Raw genomic sequence first — 22,386 nt, 5'->3', positions numbered from 1 at the left:
CAATGCACTTCAATTTGCTTGGTCCGTCTCGAATACATCAATTATGCAGTAATTAGCGATGTGAGTGCATCGAATCGACATCTAGTTATTGTGTGCAGCAATTTCCCTTACGGATTTGGCGAGCCATTTCTCGAAGTGGAATTGGACTTTTTGAAGCATCATTTTTCCAAGATCAGCATTTGCACAACTGGTAAAGTGGACAATACAAAGCAATTTGAAGTGTCTGAAACGGTATCGCTGATTGAGCTTCAATCGGATCCAACCTTTCTACAAAAGTTGTTTTCAGTTTGGCGTTTGGTGTTCGATGCAGAAGTGAGAAGTGAACTCAACACCATTACAGACGATTTTCACGGCTCTTTGAGCCTCGGAAAAATTAAGACCTTATTGGTTTCTCGGATACGCGCATTGAAAATGCAAGCGCAGATCCTAGCGAAAGTTGACTTTGCAAAAAATGAGGAGATTTTCCTCTACAGCTATTGGACAGATGATGCTGCTTTGGCGATTTCGCACTTGAAAAACGAGAATCCGACCATTACTGCTTTCTGTAGATTACATGGATGGGATCTTTATTTCGAACGCAGTCAGTATCACTATCTGCCCTTCAGAAAGTCTATTTTCAATGGCGTAGATGCCATTTTTGCCATTTCAGAAAACGGGAGAAATTACCTGCTGAGCCACTTCAGTTCCATCATCAATGAAGGCAGAATCTATCAAAGCCGATTAGGAATTCGAACCGTAGATAAACTGGAGCCGCACGAACGGAATTTCAGACGTTTCAAACTCATTAGTTGTTCAAATCTTATTCCGATTAAACGCGTGCATCTGATTGCAAAAGCACTTTCGCACATTGATGGATTGGAAATTGAATGGACACATTTTGGTGATGGTCCAGAAAAGAATGCGTTAGTTGAATTGTGCGATAAGTTGCTTGGTAAGAAAGAGAATGTCCAATTCCATTTTTTAGGGCGGATTCCAAATTGGAAAGTTTTGGAGTATTACTCCACGCATATGGTGGATCTGTTTATCAGCTTGAGTAGGTATGATGGAATTCCTGTCAGCATTATGGAGGCTATGTCGTTCGGAATTCCTGCCATCGCAACCGATGTGGGCGGTGTTTCTGAGATTGTGATCAATGGTAAAACTGGATTTCTGTTGGACCAAGAAGTGAGCCCCGAAGATGTGGCTGAGGTGATCATTCATACAGCACAAATGAGTACTGATGAGTACAATAAATTACGAATGGAGGCCAAGAATATTTGGGGCACATTCTATTCTGCCAACATCAACTATCCTGATTTTTGCGCGAAGGTGTTAGCGCTTCGCGAGCGCCAGATATAACTGGTGAAGTCGTTCCATTTCAATTGGACGGTTGCCGAATTTCGAAGCATTTTCAAACGCACATTCTACTTTTTCGAGTGGATAGTTTGAAAGAGAATTTTCAATGAGCTGTGCGAGTTCTTCTGTCGAATCTGTTTTCATCCGTTCACAGAATTCTTCAGAAAAAAGGTCTTCATCATAATTGAATGAACCCAGAATCAACGGGCATCTTGCGGCCATGGCTTCCAATGCTGAATTGGGTGTTCCATCTGTTTTGGGAGTCATGATGGTAAGCGCACTCAGTTTGAACATCGACCACATTTCGTGCTGAGACAAGGATTCGAACGTGTGATGCTGAATGCCGCAATTTTCTAATTCTAGCTTGATGAAATCAGCGTATTCAGAATCAGTCTTTTTACCTTCAATCAGCACAATAGCAAGCTGTTGTTTCAACGTTTCAGGAATGGCAGCTAACGCTCGAATCTGTAATTCGGTCTGATAGATCGGACGAATGTAGCGTGGCAGAAAAATGATCCGTTTGTCGGTGAGATTATTGGGCAGATTTACTTCTGGCTGAAGCGCATTTATCTCATCCACGTTGACACCTGTTCGGATAATCTCGCCTTTCAGGTTTGTGCCGAAAACGGAATTGATTTTATTCAACTGTCCTTGCGATGTGCAGGTAATTGCTGCCGCATTTTCGAAGGCTGATTTGAATTGCTGCAACAATAATTTTCCATGGATGCGATGCAGGAACGAACCTTTGCCCAGACCAGCCAACACCACATGAATATCCGAACCACGAGAAGTGATGACCGATGGCACGGGAAGATTCCGTGTCCACAGCGAAAATGGCGTGGCGAAAAGCGGATGCACCACATGTATCTTATACTTGTCTATCGCTTCAGTGATTGTTTTCAGCGAAGCTTGGTTCTCCCAAAACCTCCAAAGAGAATAGCTTTTAATCGGTTCAAGGAGTGTTATTTTGGATGCGCCAAGTAATGAGCGTTGATTGCTGCTGAGAAGAGACATCTCGTGTTCCTGAGCAATAAGAAAAGTCTCAAATTCAGGTTTGGAACTCATCCAACTTATCCATTTGAAATCATGGACGCTATTGGGGTCTCCGATATAAAGGACGCGTGTCATCCTATTTTATTGAGATGTTGTGTCGTTCCAGCCAAGCATCTAAAATGCTCATGTTTATGATCAAGCGGGCGAGATTCGGGTGTACTGGTTCCGATTTTGAATACAGGTTTAAGAGATAATTCTTTCTGCTTCCGAGGAAATATTCGGCCACACCGTTAGGTCTGGAAATGATCTTTGAAAAATGATCTTTGAGAAATGGAAGATGAATCCAATCCTCGAAACAAGAATTTAATCCTACCTTTTTTCGGTAGATGAAATCTTTGCTCATGTACTGGTCAAGTATTTTTTTGAGTGGGTATTTAATGGTGTTTTCCAAGGTTTTCTCCGCCCATGAATAGTGTCCTTGATCTTCTAATATCGATTTCCAGGTAAATGGATAAAGTCCTGAATTTTCAGGCTGCGAGTTATCGTAACTCTTTGCCGTATTGTTCTTGCAAGCGTAATTCACCATTTTGAAAACGCTGTATTTCATCCAATCGTCCTGATTCGATTTTTCGGCTTTCAAGTAATCGTAGTAGTACTGCCAAAGCGGCAAGAGATTTTCTGAATGCTTCTTCGAATCTTTCAGCCACATGTTTCCGAATGGACCGAGATACACATCCATGAATTGCAGATATGGATCGTTGATATAGCTGTCGCGAGGGTGAAATCGCTCAAAACCAGGCAGTTTTCTGCTTTGGAGTTGCGCAGCGATCCATTCGTTCAAACGCTGTTGCCATTGCGGACGTTCGGGAATATCGCCAATCACATTCCGATTGTAATTAGTAGAACCGTAGCAACCATCGGCCAAGGTTCCATCAATGATCTTATGCCCAGCGTGCTTCTGGTTTCTAAAATGATACGCGGTGGAAATCGTGGAACTTTCGCCAATTGGCTGAATGGCGTGTTCGTTCTGATATTCAAAACTAGGAATCGTGTCTTCTGGAGTGAAGAGCGCAATTTCCAGTTCTGCTTTTGAAGCCTTGGCGGCTTCTTGCGCGAATTTCACTTCTGGGTCGTCTTTCCCAAATTGGATGTAATACGCTGGATATGGTTTGTCGATGAACTTATCAATAAGGCAATTCGCCAGCGTGCTATCAACACCGCCCGAAATGGGAACGATCGGGTTCAAACTTGCCACGAATTCAAATTCTGCATCCAACAGTTTTTCCGTTTTTGGAATGTCGCCACCGTCCATCGGAAAATCTAGCTTGAAGAAAAATTCAAATGCCGAACGTGGAATTTCTCCTTGCTTCAACCATGTATCAAATTCCGTTGGGCCGAATTTCAACTCTTGTCCGACCGGAATACAATGAATGCCTTTGACAACCGTGATGTATTCAGGAACGTCTCCATATTTCAGAATAGAAAATGCGCCCATCGGGTTCATTTCTCGAGTGGAGTAGGGAATAAGCTCTCTCAGATCATCCGACCACAGAATTCCACCATCCACGAACAAGAAATAAATTCGTGCTCGTGTAATGCGTGCCGAAGAAGCGAATGCAGACCAGCCCGAAACAGTTTTGCTCACTTCAAATGCCGCAAAATTGTTCTCTGCTTTCGGAACGGTCTGACTTAGACTCTCTTCTGCCTTTTCAAGTTTTCTATAGCCTGATTCTGTTCTTAAATAAGGTGTTTCGGATGTAAAGGTGAATCGGTCAGCATGCTGTTCAAACAGACCCCGCGAACCGCGACCGAAATCCTTCACAACAAGGATCATTTCTCCAAACGGAAATGATTGGAAACCATCTTCATTTTCCGCTAAAAATCGACTTGAATTTTTTACTGTTCCGAGTAACATGAACGTGCGTTGTGGCTAAAATTCGCAATTAATCTTTAGTATTGGGCAGGCACATGAAAAGGAGGCAATCAATACAGATCAAGTTTGTTGGCGATGTAGCCTTCAACGATGATTTTCAGAAACGTATTGAACAGGCCGAAGATCCATTCAACGAAGTGAAATCGACTTTGAAAGACGCGGATCTTGTAGTCGGTAATTTGGAAGTGGTGGCTTTTGGGGCAGCACAGAACATGAAGAAAACGCCACGAATCGGAACATCTTTAGAGGCGTTAAATGAACTGAAAAATCTGAACCTTGGACTTGTAACCTTGGCCACCAATCATTTCTATGATAATCTTAACGAGGGATTCGTAAACACGGTTAACAAATTGACCGAATTGGGAATTGCCTATGTTGGTTCAAATGTTGATCGAGAAAAGGCAGGGGAACCTGCTATTCTGGAAGTGGGCGGATGGAAGGTTGGATTTGTCAATTTTGTCCATCCGGATACGCACCCCAGCTTGCCTGAGGATGCTGATGTTTACACGAATTTTTTTGATCTCGACAAGATTGTCTCAGCCATCAAAGACCTTAGACCTAATGTTGACAGGGTAGTTGCGCTCATGCATTGGGGCGGCAAAACTGATTATGGATATTTTCCTCATCAAGAACAACTAGCCCAAGCCAAAGCCATTATTGATGCTGGGGCAGACGCGTTGATCGGTTGTCATACTCATACGTTTCAAGTGAGCGAAGTAATTAACGGCAAGCCTGTTTATTACAGTCTCGGTAATTTTTGCTTTGCAGATATTCACTGCGATGGAGGAATTTACTACGTTCGAAATAGTGGTAAGAAGAGTGGAATAGTTGCGCTCGAATTTTTTGAAGATGGCAGCGTAGCACACTCTGTAGAAGCCATTGCAAATGTGGATAACACAATTGTCTTCCGCACAGAACTGAATGCGACATACCGGTGGTGGAATTTTCTGTTTCGAATCGTGCGTAAAGTTCCAGGTGGATATCCGGTCTACTATTGGGCACTGCGCAGAGTTGAACCGATTTATTATCATGCGCAGCTGAACAATATTACCGTAGCTCAGGTGGCTTTGAAAAAGCTCTTAAAGATTTTCACAGGCAAATGAATCAACTCAAAACTGTAGTAAGAAAGGTCTTGGCTGTGATTCTTTATCATGGTTATTACCGATGGGAGCGGTCGTGGGATAGAGGCTGGAATGGCGAGATCCTTAAGGACGGTATTACAGCTGTTGTCAGTGCCAGAAATGAAGAGTATATACTGCCTTTCTGTTTAAAGAGTTTGGTAAGAGTTGTCGATCAGGTCGTGCTTGTGGATAATGGTTCTGATGATGCAACGCTTCAGATAATGAAGGACTTCAAAGAAGAAAATGAAGGCCGAATTGAGGTTGATGTACTTGAGATGCCTGGAGCATTATTGGGAGATTGCCGAAATGCAGGGCTGAGGCAAACTCGCTACAAATGGCATCTGCGTTGGGATGCTGACATGGTCTGCCGCACTTCGGGTGAAAATAGCATGACGCAGATCCGTGAATTGATAAAAGATGATAGACCACGGACCATTCAGTTGCCACGAACAAACTTGCGTGGCGATTTCCATCACACGCGCCATGCATTAGCAATGGATCCTGGTGAGCCGATTTTGTTGCGTTTTGGTAGAGATATCAAGTATGTTGAATACGGCAAGTTTGATGTGATTCGAGTGCCTTTTTATTACGCCATTGTTAAAGATCATCGGCATTTCTACTTCCATTGCGAAGGCTTGAAGTCTGATGAGAATATGATTTACAGACGGCAATATTTTGAGTGGCGAGAGCTATACAATTCGTACTCAGACAACAACCGACCTGCCGAGGTGGAAGACTTTAAGCAGTATCAAGAAGATTGGTGCATAAAGGAATTTGGCACGAATGATAAGAAAGCCTTGAAATGGCGTTTTTCAAGAATGGATTGTTTCAGGTTACGACCGGTACAAAAGGAGTTGTTTGGAGAATATCCTGATGTGCTTAAGGATGAAATGAATAGTGATACACAGCACTACCGAATCATTCAGAAAGATTGTGTACCATACATTCGGTTGGATAGATCGGATACGGAGATGCTGGAATATCATCCTACTCAAGCAGATCTTGAGTGGGAACAAAAAGTGCTCCGCTGATCAGAATTTGTATTCCTGACGGAAAATAAGGTAGTTCATCATTTTCCAGATGATCTCATAATTATCGGTCTTATTATTAACGTGGGCGTTAAGTGTTTTTTCATAATAAGCACGCTGTTTAGAATCCATGTATTCGCTTGATGTCAGAGAATAAGCAAGGTCTTTCAATTGATTATTCTGACGGAGCCATTCTCCAATAGGGGATCCAAAACCACGCTTTTTACGGTAACATATATGCTTAGGTAAATATTTCTCGGCTACTTTTCTGAGCAAATACTTGTTCACGCCATCCTTCAATTTGAGCTCAATCGGTACCTGATTGGCAAACGAAACCATATTTGGGTCGCCAACAAAAGGAACTCGAACCTCCATACTCGACCACATGCTCATTTTATCCTGTCTCAGCAGCAGTTCTTGCAAGTACGACCGTTGTTCTGCTTGAAGAATATGGTTAAACAACTGATTGAAATCCAACTGCTTACCCAGCTTTCGCATAAATTCTGGAATAGCGTGTTTCTCAACGAAATCCTGATCAACCACGCTGAAATATTCGGAAAGAAGGTTGGTCGAATTCTTATTGGATAAAGCCTTTAGAATCGCTGCTTCCCGTCTGTCAAACTTCAATCCCGTGCTTGATAAGAACTTCAGTAGCAGATCAGGATACTTTTTCCTGATCTGTTCTAAATGAAAAAGATTGGTAGTGCGTCCGTAGCCTGCAAAAAGTTCATCGGCACCTTCTCCGCTCAATAAAACCTTGTATCCATTTTCGCGAGCAATTTTGGTGATCAAATGCACTGAAAGCGAATTCGGATGAGTGATCGGAGCCTCGTTTTTCCTTATTCCCTCAACAATTAGCGAAGTGTATTCTTGGTTGCTTACTGAATACGGATGCCATTTGATTCCCAGATGATCTGCTGATTCTTTGGCGTCTAGACTTTCGTCATATTCTTGTTCCGCATATGAGATGGTAAATGCATCAACCTTATTACTGTTGATGTCGTTTGCGATGGCGGTAAGCAGCGTTGAGTCAATACCAGAGCTAAGCAGTGTGCCAAGAGGCACATCAGCCATAAGTCGCTTGCTTACAGAAGCACGTAACCTTTTGTCAAGTTCATCAATCAGTTCAGCTTCGCTGGACTTAAGTAGGTCATCATTTGAAAACGTAACAGAATCATGAAAAGTTGAACTGGAGATTTCAAATGTTTCGGTATCAATCGTCAGAATTTCACCCGGAAAAAGAGCATTGATCCCATTGAAGAACGATTCATTTCCAAGCGCGCCAAATCGATAGTTGAAATAATTCGATACGGCATTCTCATTAATGGACGTGGATATTTTTCCAGATGACAAGATCGAATTGATATCTGAAGAGAAAACTATGGCATCATCAACTATGCTGTAGAACAGTGGTTTTACACCCATCTGATCTCGCACCAAATGAAGTTTGCGCTGAGATTTGTCTAAAATGGCCAGCCCGAACATGCCTTCCATGTGTTTCGGAAAATCCAATCCGAATTTCTGATACAGCGGAGCCACGACTTCCATGTCTGTTGTGGTTCGGAATGTATGCATATCCGAAAGTTCTTTTTGAAGCTGGCGATAATTGTAAATTTCCCCGTTACCGACCATCGCCACAGTTGCATCTTGGCTATAAAGCGGCTGACTTCCACCAGCCACGTCCATAATACTCAGCCTTCGCATACCTATGCCAACATTCGCGTGAATGTGCATGCCGTCTTCGTCAGGCCCACGATGGAACATGGAATCGGTCATTTTTTGCAGAAGTTCCTTCGGAACAACTTCATTTCCTCTCAACATTATTCCTGTGATTCCGCACATTTATTAAACGGGTTTGGTTTTGACTAATTCAAAATACAGCGCTTCGATTTTCTTAACGTAATCGATCATATTGAATTTCTGAACGGAGGCTCTTCCTGCTTTGCTGAATTGGGCAACCAATGAAGGGTCTGATTTTAATTTGAGAATAGAATTTGCAAATCCATCAATGTCATTCACGTCAGTAAGAAATCCGGTTTTTCCGTTTTCAACGATTTCTGGAACTCCTCCAGAATTAAACGCCACAATTGGAAGTCCAACGCTCATGGCTTCTAACAGAATCAAGCCAAATGGCTCGTCAATAGCAGAATGAACCAATGCATGTGCCTGATTCATGTAACTGTTTGGGTTTTTTACATATCCCAAAAATTCAACCTGATTGTTTAAGTCGTTTGATTTCACAAAGTTTTCAAGTTGCTGTCTTTCCGCACCATCGCCCAAGAATTGTAGTCTTAAATCGTTCACTCCATTATCAGATAGGTGTTTCATCACTTTCAACAAGAAGATATGATTCTTGTAAGCATGGAATGATCCCACACTCAGTAGAGTGAATGTGTTGTTGTCTTTTTCTAATCCTTCATAAATGAATTCATTTATATCGCATCCGTTTAGGATCACCTTTAAATGATCCTTCTTTGGGTGCAATGCGCGCATAACGTAGTTTCCAATGAATTCCGATATACATATGAATTGGTTATCGCATTTCGCATAGCCGCGCTGTAGCAGTCTTATAGCATTGATGTTCCACCAAGTATCTTTTTTAAAATAATCCGAAAATGAGCGTGGATTTGTTGGTGGATGGCAACCATGCCAGTGCGTTACATAAGTCACTCCTTTCGCGGGATTGCGTCTGCTCACGAATTCAGATTCTAGTAAATGAGAGTGAATCACATCTGGTTTGTATTTCGCAACCAGTTTGTCGAATTCATCAGTTTCGAGAATATCTTTTCCTAATACCGAATAACTGACACGACTTGGAACGACTTGAACGTTAAGATTCCCGACAAGTTCCGGATAACCGATTTCCGGCCTAAAAATGACGATGAGAACTTCGTGCCCTAATTTCTCAAGCGCCTCGGATATGTTCAGAACCAGTCTTTCGGCTCCACCACGACCAAGAGTTGGAATTACCTGAAGGATTCTCATTTTGGAAATCGTGTTAAGATAATTTCAGCCGATACTTGATGGATAATGAAGCCCTTTCGAAAAGATTCTGAAAAACGGCCGATATTTTTCTTTTAAAGTGAGTCAATCTCCAAAATCTATTCCCGGGTTTGTAAAAACCTGTGGTGGTAATAAAATACCTGCTTGGAATTTTGTCCCAATTTGGAAATACGAACTCTTTCTGCTTTTTGTCCCAAACAAAGTGGTAGAAAATGTATTCAGCAAATCCTGCACCTTTGATTTTTCCACCTTCCCACCATATGATCTCATCAAAAGGAAGTGATTCCTTGGCGTAATATCTCCTGTAAACGTTGAGTCTGCCGGCCAATTCTTCTGCTCTTACCACTTGGGTCATGCAGTGAACGTCATGTTCCGCGTGAGGTACTTTCACATCCAATGGGTCAATCCCAGTTCGCAAAATACCGTGCTTCCTTCCACATTCATCAAAACAGAAATTCCTTTCAGAAGAAAAAACCTTAACGTGATCGGTAGATAGTCGGAACAGATTCTTGGTCTGGTCGTTATTCCTTAGAATCGTGAGTGGACCATGAATCCATTCTTCTCTGAAAGTGAGCAGGTCGTTGCTGGCAAGAACATCGGGTTTAAGGTATCTGCTCAGATCGCCATAAACCATGTCTATATCTCCGTATCCCCAAAAATCGTAGCCTTCGGTAAGTTCGTTGAACATTAGGCCGTAAGCCGGTTTAATGTCGCTTAGTTTGGTGGGATGGATGTCTGTTCTTTCAATTCCAGCAACTTGGTTCAGTCGGGTCACAAAATCAGCTAAAGGCACATTAATGAGCTTGACATTGGTCGGTAGTTCAAAATTCACCTTTAAGTCAGAGATCAAGTACACATCAACAATCGGATTAGGTCTACAACTCTCAACAAAAAGCTTGAAATAGGAAGGCCATTTTCCGTAGTAAGGAATAAGTATGCAAATGGCAGCTTTTTTCATTGAATCAACGCGTTCTTTACTTGAATCACAATTTACCTTTTGCGAATTTATTTAGAAGAGGCAATGCGGAAAATACGACAAGTACTTTGTCTTTCCAGTAGTGAGTTGGCGAAACAACAAACGAGCACAACATATTCCAAAAGAATGCTCCTTTTTCGCCTCTATGCAGATGAACCGTTGCTAATTTATAGTATGCCCCGCTTAACATGAATCGTCTCCATTCAGGTCTGATTCTGTTATCAGTGTCAGCTTTTATCAGCAATTTCTTCAGGTTCAGATTGGCAATGTGACTATCTATTTTGGTAAAATCGATTGTGCGATCACCAAGGTCTCGAATCACAACCGTAGCCTGATTAGATTTTATGAGCGTATGTTTTTTTAAAATTCGAGTCCAAAGTTCCTGATCCTCTCCGATCCTTATGTTCGTATCGAACTGCTCTTCCTTCAGAATTTGAGTATGGATGCACATCTGCTGCGAACAGATTGGCGTTTTAACCACTAACTCCATGGGGTCATTCGTGTCGGTCACAAATTGTCCCACCTCAGTAAAGCTGTTTTCAGTGGGATACACAACATTCGAAACCAACATTGCCACGGGAAATTCATTGATTTCAATTGCTTTTCGAAATTGTTGCAGATGATCGGGCAGATAAAGGTCATCGCTGTCTAGAAAGCAAATGTACTGGCCTTTGGCAAGTCGGATTCCATGGTTTCTGGCAGCACTTCGTTCTGCATTTTCCTGATAAACGTATTTTATTCGAAGATCTTTTTCTGCAAAAGGCCCAATCAATTCGCGCGTGTTATCAGTAGAGCCATCATCAATGACTAGAAGCTCAAAATCCTCGAATGTTTGAGCTAGTACGCTTTCAACGGCTTCTACCACCGAATGCGATCTATTGTAGGTGGGGATTATGACTGAGAAGACAGGCTTGATGTTATTCATTGGCGAATCACCTCCTTGATTCTGAGCTTGAGTAGCTGTGTGAAACTCAGATTACTGCCATTCACAAATACAGCTTTTTTAAGCCATTGATGTGCGGGGAATCTTCGATTAGAATTGGCGTTGCAATAGCTAAACCATGTTGCAAACAGATGCTTTCTAAAGAACTCAACGGGAAATAATTGGCTTTCCAAGTTGGCCTCAAACATTCGATTCAATAATGATAATAGTTGCTCAGCATTCTGTCTCAATTCATAATAGGATTGATGTTGCAGTGTTCTGTAAAGTTCAAGTTCAGTTGAATTTACAGTTATTCCCATTCTTTGAAAAATCCGAGCTTTTACTCGCTCAGAGTTTTCTTGTTGAGTTGTCGAGAAGGTCTTTGAAACACTTTGTTCATGCTGTCGAACTTGGTATAATACTTTAGGAAGATTAGCCAATTCACATACCTGCCCCATTCGGTCGAAGAAGTCGTAATCTTCTGCATGGGCAAATTCGGGATTGAACTTAAGGTTATTGTCTTTTATCACCGAGTTACGGAAAATAGCTGTTCCGTGAGAAACGTGAATTTGGTACAGGTGTTTGAGTTTGATATGCAGGTTGTCATTGGCATAACGGGCACCTAGCTGTAAACCGTTCTTGTCGAAATTTTCGAACCACGTACCACATATACCTACGTTAGGGTGTGCATCCATATATCCAACCTGATTCTCTAAACGGGCGGGAAGACACACATCATCAGCGTCTGCTCTAGCAATGTATTTCGTTTTTATTTGCTCCATTCCCAGGTTAAGAGAAGCTATCAGCCCCATATTTTCCCGGTTGTGGATTATTCTTATCCTGTTGTCTGAATAAGATTCAATTATTTCTACAGATTTATCCGTAGATCCGTCATTGATAATAAGTAAATCGAAATTCTCAAAGGTTTGTGATAAAATGCTGTCAATAGCCTGATTTAGAAAAGGCGCTGCGTTATAGACCGGCATAAGAACGGTTAACGTCTTATCTGAATTTGAAAGAGAATTACTTTTCATTCTCGTGCAATCGTTGTCTGAAATCATGTACGATGGCGCTGAATCTAAGGTATTCACCACGCATTTTGAGCAGATCCATGATTTCTCCCATCCGACCGAAGGCAAACAAAATCTTGATGTTTCCTTCGGTATCGCTGAAATGACTCCTCACGACCAGAAAGAGATCAGGGAATGCTTGTTTAATTAGGAAAATTGCCCTGTCGATCCAATACGGAAGTCGATTGTTTTTTAACCTTGGCTTCAATTCAATTGCATCTCGATATAGGTCCAATCTGGGTTTTGCTTGACCAAAATGGTAGAAAAGCTTTTTCATGTAAGCCCAATTGAGTCTTCCTTGAGGTAGATGGTGATTAAATGTCAATGAAGAAATGTATCCGATCTTATATCCAGCCATCTTTAATGCCCATGCAATTTCGTTGTCTTCTCCAGAAGAAAGGCTTGCACCTTTCCTTCCAACCAACATGCTTTGAAATCCTGCATTTTTAATTTTCGCTATTGCTTCATAGCGTAGGGCCATACCCGCACCATAGAGAAGTTCGGTTTCTATGATATTCTGATTATCTGGAACACCTTGATCTCCCACCGCAAAGCAATAGGAAAGTTCAGGAAACCAATCGGGTGTTTTTCCTTCAATCACTGGTATTCCTTTTCCTCCTATCATCCCATATGAAGGATTGGTGGACAAAGCTGTGAAAATGGATCCTACATAATTATTGCACAGACTATTGTCGTCATCGACAAAAAGCAGGAAGTTGAACGTTGCATATTCAATGCCCATTTCTCTCGCATTCATCAGGCCTGGAATAGGCTGAGAAACTATTTTGAAAGGAACATGACTTGTCGATGTTAATAATGAAGTGGCCAATTCATTCGTGTTGTCAGTACAATTATTATCAACCACGATGATTTCCCATCTCAGTTCAAACTCAATTTTTTGAAGGAAAAGATGCTCAAGGGTAGGAGTTATCCTATTTTCGCTATTATAACAACAAATGATTACCGAAATACCTTCCGGTCGTGTCAAAGCGCTTTCAACTTCAGCCAAGTGGATAGAAATTTAATTCGAAGTTTATTATCTCTGTAAAAATAGAGCATTGCATCAAGCTGTAGTTGAATGGCCCTGAGGTTTTCTTTTTTAAACTCATCTCGAATCAAGGATCTAATAATATGCAGCGCTTTCAGTTTATTGAGCATTTGTTTTTCTTGCTTCAGTCCAGACCAAACTCCTGCATCGTGTTTCCTGTAGCTAGATGTCGATTCATTCAAATAGACGTAATCACCCTGTTGAATCAATAATGTGTGCAAGATCCAATCAGCAAAGGGACTTTTGTAGTAAACAGATGGAAACCCTATGAAATTTGAACGCCTGAAAACCAGTGTACAAGTTGGAACAGGATTGAGATTTTTTTCAAAAAACATGGTGCTACTTAAATTCTTAAACTTCTCGTCCGGAACATATGGATAATCTGATACTACATTTTCTGGACCAATAACAGTTGCATTGCTGAAACAACCAGACATATTTGCGTCCTTTTCAAGTAACGCTACCTGTTTTTTCAATTTTACCGGGTCGGTCCAGAAATCATCACCTTCCAGCAATGCAATATACTTTCCTGAGCAAGCTTGGATGGCATGCGCCCAATTGCCGCACACTCCAAGGTTTTTTTCTGGCTGAATGAAACTGATCTTCTCATGCTCTTCGGCATATTGCTGTGCAATAGTATCAGTACCATCGGTAGATCGATCGTCAGAAATAACAACTTCAACGTTCAGCATACCTTCCTGCATCAAGGCACTTTCAATAGCTTGCCTTATGTAATTTACTTGGTTGTAAGTGATTATGCATATGCTAACCAGTGGAGGTTGATTCATTTATCTGATACGTCTAATTTGTTATTCGTCTCTTTACACGGAATAGGTAATCTTTAACCAGCCTCCATGGGCTTATAGTGCGGTATACAAGAGAATTCCATATTGCCTTATACAGATAAACGATGGACCAAAGCCAATTTCTTGACTCAATTTCTATGAAAGATAGTTCGAGATAATTCCACCAATTGTTGCCTAGAAAACGAAGTTTAAACTCATCTCCAAGAAGTTTCGCAAGAATGTGGTCTAATTCAAGTCCACGCTGTAGCATTATCTTACTTGGGGTAGATCGCAAAATGCTGCTTGAATGTTCTCTGTATACTGCAGTATCTTGATTCAGGAACAATATCTGCCCGCTTTGCGCAACCATACACCAGAGAAGATAATCTGCATGAAAAACCCGATGGGCGACATTTCTGAAAAAATCAACAAATATTTTGACAGATTCGTTTCGTATAAGAGCCGTGGCTGTAGGAATCGGGAATTTAATGGAAAGGTATCCTCTAAGATCCAACTTATGTTCGGGAGGCCAATCATTCACGTAGAATGGATAATATTCGCCACGAATCAGTTTACTCGCATTGGTAAATACCATAGATAGCGATTCATCTGAACGCATTGTCTCGACTTGCTTTTGCAATTTGAAACGGTCGATCCAATAATCATCCCCTTCGCATATTGCTACGAATTCCCCATTGCAAGCATCCAAGGTTCGTAAAAAATTTTTACTCACTCCTAAATTTTTTGAACCGCCAAGTACATGTATGTTATCGTTTTGTTGCTCGTAACGCTTGCATATGTCAAATGTGCCATCTGATCCACAATCCTCACCAATAAAAATGTTGAACCTGAAGTTTGTTTGTTGACCAAGTATGCCTTCTATTGTTTCTGAAATGTAATTTTCTTGGTTGTAGGTTATAATGGCAACACTCACAGTGATATCTGCATTTTCTTCCGTCTTAATCATCGTCAAATTGGCGTTTCCAAAGCTTTTGTTTGAATTCAGGATTTTCTCATTTTGGAGGCTGGTAGACCAATGTATGTTCCTGGTTCTTGTATGTTACTGATAACTCCTGCGCCCAATCCTACCGTAACGTCATCGCAGATACTGATTTTTTGTTTTGTGCAGGAGTTTTGTCCAAAGTACACCCGATGTCCAATATTGTTGTGGCCTGAAATTCTTACGCCTGAAGCAATTGTGAAATAATCTCCGATACAGGAATCGTGTCCAATATTTGAGTTATTGTTGATATGGGCATGTTTTCCAATTTTGATGTTGTGCGTAAGCTGGGTAAAGGGCATAACAACAGTTCCCTCGCCAATAATTACTTCCATACCAATTACACACGTTGGATGTATGATTGTGCTGAATTCAGTTTCAGGAGGAAATTTGCTTACAATTGATTCCCTATGTAAAGGGTTGGATACAGCCACCACCACAGTATGTTTATTTGGGTCGAAATCGGAGAACTTGATAACATCAATTCCCATGACCTGTTGATCTACATGAAATGAGTCGTCAACTAAAAAGCATACGTTCGTTTCCAATTTAATATTTTTCGTATCGAAAACATCTCTGATAGTAACGAGTGTTTCTCTTCCCTGGCCACCAGCACCAAATATGCATAACATCTTGTTCATCTCAACTGCTCGACTTTCGGTTTAACGTTACAGATATGTAAATTCTATCGCCTGTTTCTTTATCTAAGTAAAACGCATTTTGAAATGGAGGATGGGTTAGTGCGCGTAGCTTGTTTATACAATCTTTCATTGTAAGTTTCTCTTTGAGGTCCAATTCCTGCAGTGCGTAAAAGTCTTTCTTGTAATTGAGATTGCCTTTTTCTTTTGGCAAAAACGTGGTGTATTTACCCGTTAGCATAGGCATAAACCATTCTTCCAATAGCTCATATTCTGCTTCAATGATTTTTGGATATACTGTTCCAGAAGTGTCTTCGGGAAGGATTTCTATTCGTTTTTGCGCAATGATAGGCCCATTGTCAATTTTCTCATCTATCTCGTGAATAGTGGCGCCTGCAGGTAGGCCATTGGCAATGCTAAATACACCCGGATACCATCCTTTATTATACGGATTAAACCCAGGATGGATATTGATGCATCGAACCGTTCTGACAATTTCGGAAGGAAACAATTGCCGACAATGATATGAGATTATCAGATCGAAGCTTTGCGCTATTTTATTAGCGTGTTCTTTGATATTTAAGGCAGATACGGCAGGTACCACTGTATTCAATTCCTTTTCACTTCCCGGTGAACAATGAACGGTAAGTTCTGCAAATTCCAAGCAACGATGTTGGGCAAACAGTTTCCTGAAATGGTCTATTTGAAAACCAATATCTGATATGAGCAAAACGCGTAATTTCATTTAAGCCGAAACGTGATTGAGGGTTTTGTTTATTCGGTGATATGGTTGAGAATGCAATTCGAAATACGCTGAATATCGGTATCAGATATTTCTGAAGAAAGTGGAAGGCAAAGCACCCGAGTTGAAATGTCTTCTGCAACGGGCATTATTTGCTCAGTAACATAAGGCAACTTATTGAGAGATGGATAGAAGTACCTCCTTGGAAATATGTTGTTTTCATTTAGCGCCTTCATTACGGTCAAGAGAGTCTGTTCATTTGCAAATACAATTGGAAAGTAAGAGAAATTGTGCAGAACATTGCTCTTCGAATTAATAAGGTAAAGTCGGTCATCGTTTCCAAGCAATTGAGTGTACAGTTCAACCGCATGTTTTCTGTGGTGGACGATTTTTCCCATGTGAGGAAGAACCGAGAGCCCCATCGCACCATGAAATTCTGACACTTTTCCGTTTACTCCAACTCCTTGAAATTTCTCAGGCCCATCATGACCGAAATTTCGCATATATTCAATGCGAACGGCCAGATCGTCATCATTAGTTACAATCGCACCCCCTTCTCCGGTATGAAATATTTTGGTTGCATGGAAACTCAAGGTCGAAATATCGCCATGATTCAGGATTGAAACTCCAGCACGTTTCACGCCAAATGCATGGGCAGCATCATAAATTACTTTCAGCTTGTGTTTGGTTGCAATGCGTTCAAGTTCCATTACATCGCAGGGGTGACCGTAAACATGAGTTGCTAAAATGGCCGTGGTGTTTTTCGTAATGGCTTCTTCTATTTTAGACGGATCAATGCAGAAATCGCGATTGTTTATATCGACAAAAACGGGTTTGCAATTTTCCCAAACGATTGATGAAACTGTAGCTACGTAGGAAAAAGGGGTTGTGATGATCTCACGTTGGAGATCTAGCGCTTTTATAGCTATCTGCAAGGCAATTGTCCCGTTGTTCACCAAGAACAAGTGCTTCACTCCCAAATGCTTCTTTAACTCCAATTCTAACTGTAAAACGTTAGGTCCATGGTTGGTTAAGTGTCCAGATTCCCATATGTCATTTATCCTCTTTTGATATTCTTCAATAGGAGGTAAAAACGATTGGGTAACGTAAATCGGCTTTTGCGTCATTCGGCAGTGAGTTGGTAGATGTCATTTACATCTAAAGCTAAAGTAGTCGTAAATAAGGTTGCGCCACTGGAATTCAGGTGGCCTTTGTCAAATACGTTTTCCAGCTTGTAATAGTCAGGGAATCTTTCACTGTCAGCATAATTTAGGATTTCCATTGTTTTGGGGGATTCTAAAAGAAATTGACTAATGAATTCAGCGTGACGTTCATTCATTAGAGGTTGAACCATCAAAACCAACATAATTCCTTTGGTTGCGCACTTTTGCTGAATGTTTGATACATACTCCCAATGATATTTGAAGCAATCTATGCAAGGTCTAGGATTTAAATTAGATGATCGATTGTTCTTTATTTGATAGTTCAGTAACTTTGGATGTTCCAGTATTTCATCATGTGACCTGATCAGAAATGAATCCTGCAATTGTAGTACTTCCGTGGTGCCATTGATAAATCCTCGACCTGATATTCCTAATCTATCGTAATAGTGTTTCTGAATTGAATTTGAAACTCTATGAAACTGACCAAATCTGAATGACGTTTCAATTAGATTTCTGGAATGCAACGATACTTCATTCAATTTTTGGCGGAAGGTCATATTCCCGTCCTGAAAAGTTGACCTAAGGGTAAAATAAAAGTCATCAAAATCATATCGATAAATGACTTTATCTGTATGCATCACTTCTTCTGTCAGATTTGTACGTGGCGAAAAGAGCTCCAAGAACATGAAGGTCAAATGTTCTGATTCTTTGGAATCAAGGATTTCTTCGCATAATTTGTAATTGAATGGACAACCAACTCCGTCAATCCCGAAATTGAAGCTGTTCAAACCAGTTATTGAGTCAAAGATAATTGGGTCGATATGCCTCATGGTTCTTGACGACCCAACGAAAACTGTGTTGAAATCATTGGGTGAGCTGAAAAATCGATCGAATTTGACGATGTAATCTGGGTCGCCCCAAAAAGAATGATAAATAAATGGACGTATCAAGAGTTGTGACGTAGCTAATAGCAGAATCGAGAATAGTATAAATCGAAGGAGAAGCCTATACATTTTTAACTACGGTATTTCACGGATAGACTTTATCTGGTTTTTCATGGTCAGATTCCTGATTGAACTGCTGATGTTGGAAGTGTACAGATTAACTGCCTTGTTGTTTAGGTGGTCTGCATCTGAAGCATATTCTATCGTATAATATTGGCTGTATTCCTTCGAATCATTGACGCGGATCACATTATCCTGATCAATAAGTTTAGCTAAGGATTCGATATAACGAATATCAGGCTGCTGCATTTTGGGAGTTACAACAAGTATTAGTTCGATATGCTGATTTGTGCATTTTTTTTGCAATGAATTTACCCTTCTCAGGTAAGGGGAATTGGTCAAATTCAAATCATAAGTCGCTAGTTGCTCAGGTAGATTTGCAATTGTTGATGCTTGGAGCTTCACGATTTCTTTATGGTCCGAAATAACTTCTGTAGAACACAGAATTTCTCTCGAATCAGAAATGTAATGATTCAAGCTAAGTTTCAGTCTCTTCCAGAACTCACCTATATCAAGTACGTTGTACGTAAATAGATAGACTTGATTTTTCCAAAGCCTTAATTGCTCGCTGATTTTAGGCGTAAGTAGATGGGTTGATTGAGCTAGAAATAAAAAATCTTCAAGCGTGTACCAAGGTATTGTCCTTGCAATGTGATCAGCGTCCATGTTGCCAGAAAATTCTAAAGGAGATAATTCTAGGATTAACATTTTTAAATCATCAGGAATCTTATCAATCAACTCTTCTGCAAGATTTATGGTGGTTGGAGCATAGGCTGCGTCAAAAGAATAATTGTATGAATGATAGCCTAAGTCAGTATTCAGTGAATCAAACAATACGGGGTGAATCTGCCTGCCAAACCGACTAGAACCAACAAAATAGACATTGTATTCTTCAAGATTTTCATTCAGATAATTGAACCTTGCAGGGTCGAAATTCTTATATCTGGATACGTTTATATGGTTTACGGCCAATTGCGTGAATGAAGTAACCGATATGGTTAGAAGCACTAACTTAATAATCAGTGTCTTCATGTCTTAGAATTGAAAATAAATGAATTCGTGACTGCCGAAAACGGAGAATAGCGTGATAAACAATCCGAAGACCAGATAAAGGGTCCATCTTCCGTACCAAGGCAGTTTGCCTACAATTCCCTCAACGGTTCCTTTTCTTGTCAAGTATTCTGCAACGATCATTATGGGAAGAAAAATCAATGAGACAAGAAGTTCATCTTTCAACGATTCTCCGAACGCAAAAAAGCCAATTTGACTTTTGCTGATATGGGCCATATTGCTAATGATGTCAAAAGCATCAGATACATTATCAGCTCTGAAAAATACCCATCCAATACATGCCAATGCAAACGTAAAAGCCACGTTGGCGATCCGACCGAATAGATTGTCAGAGTTGAATTTTAACTGCGTTAGATTGAAGTGATTTAAAATCTTATCGCGAACAATGGCCGCTATCAGATACGTTCCATGAAGCGCTCCCCAGATGACAAAGGTCCAATTGGCACCGTGCCATAGCCCACTGATAAGGAATGTGATGAATAGATTGAAGAACCATCTGGATTCGGTTACCCGGTTTCCACCAAGCGGAAGATAGACGTAATCTCTGAACCAAGTACTGAGCGAAATATGCCATCGTGACCAGAATTCTCGAATGTTCTTGGAGAAATATGGTAGCGTAAAATTGGTCATGAGATCAAATCCTAGTGTTCGGGCCAAACCAATGGCTATGTCGGAATATCCAGAGAAATCGCAGTAGATCTGGAATGCGAAGAACACGGTTCCTAATATGAGCTGAAAACCCATATAGTTTTCGTGGTTTCCGTAAACCTCATTAACGATGAGCGCAAGTCGATCGGCAATCACCATTTTTTTGAATAGCCCCCAAAGCATAAGTCGCATGCCGGAAACTGCCAGACCGTAATTGAATTCAATCTTTCTACTGAACTGTGGAAGCAGGTGTACTGACCGTTCAATTGGTCCTGCAACAAGCTGTGGGAAAAACGAAACAAAAAGAGCGAATTTTCCAAAATTCCGCTCTGGAGCTTGTCCGCCTTTGTAAATGTCTATGGTGTAGCTAAGCGTTTGAAAAGTGTAAAATGAAATACCCACTGGCAGTATCAGATTTGCATTGCTTAGGGTTGGGCCATGTGGAAATAAGCTTGAAATGGCATTCAACGAGTCGATAAAAAAATTGAAATATTTGAATGTGAATAGCAGCCCTAAATTGGTGCTAAGGCTTACTGCCAATAACGAGAGTTTGAGTTTCTTGCTGTTGCTATTTCCAATTCCTAGCCCAGTAAAATAATCGATTACCGTACTTGCCATGATGAGTATCGCGTATTCTGGCTTCCAACTCATATAGAAGTAGTAGCTGGCAATAAGCAGAAAAATCCAACGGAACCGATGGGGAATTACATAATAGGTGATGAATACCACCGGGAAAAAAATGAAAAACTCGATAGAGTTGAAAAGCATGCTTTTATTTCAATAATCCTTTTTCTTTCAACTCATCCAAGCTATTCTGGTAACTGTCGTCAGTGTTCACTTTCTGAGTGTTCACCCACTCAGAAAACCGCTTCAGACCAGTTTCTACAGTCGTTTTTGAAGCATATCCAAGAATCTGTTTGGCCTTCGTAAGGTCAGCAGTATTATGCCGAATGTCACCAAGGCGGTAATTTCCAGTTGTTGTCAATGCCGAATCAGATCGGTACAGGTCTTTGAGAATATCGGCCACCCTAGCTACAGATGTGGCAATTCCATTTCCAATATTGATACTTTCAATTGCTGAAGCATCGGGATGTTCGATAGCTGCGCAGGTTGCGTTTACCACGTCATCTATGAATACAAAATCCCGCGATTCCAGTCCATCTTCGAAAATGTTGATCGGCTGGTTGGCTAGTAGTAATTTGGAGAATATGGAAATGATTCCAGTGTAAGGATTCTTCAGCGATTGACCTGGGCCATACACGTTCTGATATCTCAGTGCAAAAGCTGATATTCCTTTTGTTCTAGCAGCCACCAGAATCATCTGTTCCTGCACTTGCTTGGAAATACCATAGATTGACGTTGGTGAAAATGGAGTGTCTTCAGTAGTAGGAACTGATTCCAATTCCTCGCCATTGTAAGTGGGATTGAAAACACCTGATTTCAGGTCCGTTTCATGCCTGGCCACAGGGTAATGAACAGTTCCATGGCCATCGACATATTTACCTTCCCCATAAATTGCTCTAGAAGAAGCTACTACTATTCGTTTTACGTTTGATCCTTCATGGCTGAGAAGGTCAAGTAGGTGAGCAGTGCCACATACGTTCACATTCATGTAGTGATGAGCTTCGTACATCGACTGGCCTGTACCGGTTTCAGCTGCCAAATGCACTACGCAATCAATCCCCTGTAGTGCTTTTTTCCAATCATCTAGGTTGGTAACATCGCCAACATGAAGATCTACTTTTCCTTTTACGCGTAGTAGAGTGGGCGAAAAGTTCGGGTCTGTGCCGTGAATCTGAGGTGACAGATTATCCAAAATCCTTACAGAATGACCTCTCGATATAAGTTCAACGGCCATAGAAGATCCAATGAAGCCTGCGCCTCCGGTTATTAGAACATTCATTTT

General features: G+C 40.9%; 20 protein-coding genes. 3 read left to right on the top strand and 17 right to left on the bottom strand.

Going from position 1 to position 22,386, the window contains the following annotated elements:
- Positions 1–18 precede the first annotated feature (18 nt).
- The gene (locus K9J17_04470; protein MCF8275968.1) at positions 19–1,338 is read left to right on the top strand and encodes a glycosyltransferase; all 1,320 of its coding nucleotides are present in this window, start codon (positions 19–21) and stop codon (positions 1,336–1,338) included.
- On the opposite strand, the gene K9J17_04465 is transcribed toward K9J17_04470, so the two are convergent.
- Both K9J17_04465 and K9J17_04460 read right to left on the bottom strand, forming a co-directional pair.
- A complete protein-coding gene (locus K9J17_04465; GenBank protein MCF8275967.1) occupies positions 1,312–2,463 on the bottom strand; it encodes a glycosyltransferase in 1,152 nt (383 codons plus the stop codon). The genes K9J17_04470 and K9J17_04465 overlap by 27 nt on opposite strands.
- Position 2,464: 1 nt before the next feature.
- The gene (locus K9J17_04460) at positions 2,465–4,243 is read right to left on the bottom strand and encodes a hypothetical protein (protein ID MCF8275966.1); all 1,779 of its coding nucleotides are present in this window, start codon (positions 4,241–4,243) and stop codon (positions 2,465–2,467) included.
- Positions 4,244–4,296: 53 nt separating this feature from the next.
- On the opposite strand from K9J17_04460, the gene K9J17_04455 reads away from it, so the two are divergent.
- Both K9J17_04455 and K9J17_04450 read left to right on the top strand, forming a co-directional pair.
- Complete coding sequence (locus tag K9J17_04455; protein MCF8275965.1) at positions 4,297–5,364, top strand: CapA family protein; 1,068 nt, start codon at positions 4,297–4,299, stop codon at positions 5,362–5,364.
- Positions 5,361–6,413: a glycosyltransferase family 2 protein gene (locus K9J17_04450; protein MCF8275964.1), complete on the top strand. Its 1,053-nt coding sequence runs from the start codon at positions 5,361–5,363 to the stop codon at positions 6,411–6,413. The genes K9J17_04455 and K9J17_04450 overlap by 4 nt, the downstream gene beginning before the upstream one ends.
- Here the strand turns inward: K9J17_04450 and asnB are convergent, their stop codons facing one another.
- The 15 genes from asnB to K9J17_04375 form a co-directional block, all read right to left on the bottom strand.
- A complete protein-coding gene (gene asnB, locus K9J17_04445) occupies positions 6,414–8,252 on the bottom strand; it encodes an asparagine synthase (glutamine-hydrolyzing) (GenBank protein ID MCF8275963.1) in 1,839 nt (612 codons plus the stop codon).
- Between the two features lie 3 nt (positions 8,253–8,255).
- Positions 8,256–9,395 (bottom strand): glycosyltransferase, encoded by a 1,140-nt coding sequence (locus K9J17_04440; protein ID MCF8275962.1) that lies wholly within the window; start codon positions 9,393–9,395, stop codon positions 8,256–8,258.
- A 13-nt stretch (positions 9,396–9,408) separates the two neighbouring features.
- Positions 9,409–10,371, bottom strand: a complete 963-nt coding sequence (locus K9J17_04435) for a hypothetical protein (GenBank protein ID MCF8275961.1) — start codon at positions 10,369–10,371, stop codon at positions 9,409–9,411.
- 25 nt (positions 10,372–10,396) lie between these two features.
- Positions 10,397–11,314, bottom strand: coding sequence for a glycosyltransferase (locus K9J17_04430; protein MCF8275960.1), 918 nt, complete (start codon positions 11,312–11,314; stop codon positions 10,397–10,399).
- A complete protein-coding gene (locus K9J17_04425) occupies positions 11,311–12,345 on the bottom strand; it encodes a glycosyltransferase (protein ID MCF8275959.1) in 1,035 nt (344 codons plus the stop codon). Before K9J17_04425 ends, K9J17_04430 begins: the two co-directional genes overlap by 4 nt.
- A complete protein-coding gene (locus K9J17_04420) occupies positions 12,335–13,390 on the bottom strand; it encodes a glycosyltransferase (protein ID MCF8275958.1) in 1,056 nt (351 codons plus the stop codon). The genes K9J17_04425 and K9J17_04420 overlap by 11 nt, the downstream gene beginning before the upstream one ends.
- Positions 13,366–14,217, bottom strand: coding sequence for a glycosyltransferase (locus tag K9J17_04415; GenBank protein ID MCF8275957.1), 852 nt, complete (start codon positions 14,215–14,217; stop codon positions 13,366–13,368). The genes K9J17_04420 and K9J17_04415 overlap by 25 nt, the downstream gene beginning before the upstream one ends.
- A 13-nt stretch (positions 14,218–14,230) precedes the next feature.
- Positions 14,231–15,181, bottom strand: a complete 951-nt coding sequence (locus tag K9J17_04410) for a glycosyltransferase (protein ID MCF8275956.1) — start codon at positions 15,179–15,181, stop codon at positions 14,231–14,233.
- A gap of 35 nt (positions 15,182–15,216) precedes the next feature.
- Positions 15,217–15,855 carry a hypothetical protein gene (locus K9J17_04405; protein MCF8275955.1) on the bottom strand — a complete coding sequence of 213 codons (639 nt, stop codon included), beginning with the start codon at positions 15,853–15,855 and terminating at the stop codon, positions 15,217–15,219.
- Between the two features lies 1 nt (position 15,856).
- Complete coding sequence (locus tag K9J17_04400; GenBank protein MCF8275954.1) at positions 15,857–16,597, bottom strand: dTDP-4-amino-4,6-dideoxyglucose formyltransferase; 741 nt, start codon at positions 16,595–16,597, stop codon at positions 15,857–15,859.
- Positions 16,598–16,626: 29 nt separating this feature from the next.
- On the bottom strand, positions 16,627–17,721 hold the full coding sequence (locus K9J17_04395) for a DegT/DnrJ/EryC1/StrS family aminotransferase (protein ID MCF8275953.1): 1,095 nt from the start codon (positions 17,719–17,721) through the stop codon (positions 16,627–16,629).
- Entirely contained in the window at positions 17,718–18,443 is a 726-nt protein-coding gene (locus K9J17_04390; protein MCF8275952.1) for a hypothetical protein, read from the bottom strand. Before K9J17_04390 ends, K9J17_04395 begins: the two co-directional genes overlap by 4 nt.
- A gap of 333 nt (positions 18,444–18,776) precedes the next feature.
- Complete coding sequence (locus K9J17_04385) at positions 18,777–19,793, bottom strand: hypothetical protein (protein ID MCF8275951.1); 1,017 nt, start codon at positions 19,791–19,793, stop codon at positions 18,777–18,779.
- 3 nt (positions 19,794–19,796) lie between these two features.
- Positions 19,797–21,248 carry an MBOAT family protein gene (locus K9J17_04380; protein MCF8275950.1) on the bottom strand — a complete coding sequence of 484 codons (1,452 nt, stop codon included), beginning with the start codon at positions 21,246–21,248 and terminating at the stop codon, positions 19,797–19,799.
- 4 nt (positions 21,249–21,252) lie between these two features.
- Positions 21,253–22,383: an NAD-dependent epimerase/dehydratase family protein gene (locus tag K9J17_04375; protein ID MCF8275949.1), complete on the bottom strand. Its 1,131-nt coding sequence runs from the start codon at positions 22,381–22,383 to the stop codon at positions 21,253–21,255.
- Positions 22,384–22,386: the final 3 nt, after the last annotated feature.

The sequence above is a fragment of the Flavobacteriales bacterium genome, from assembly GCA_021739695.1.
Taxonomy (GTDB): Bacteria; Bacteroidota; Bacteroidia; order UBA10329; family UBA10329; genus UBA10329.
Note: the sequence above shows the minus strand (reverse complement) of the source record. Positions and strands in the feature narration are given on the sequence as shown.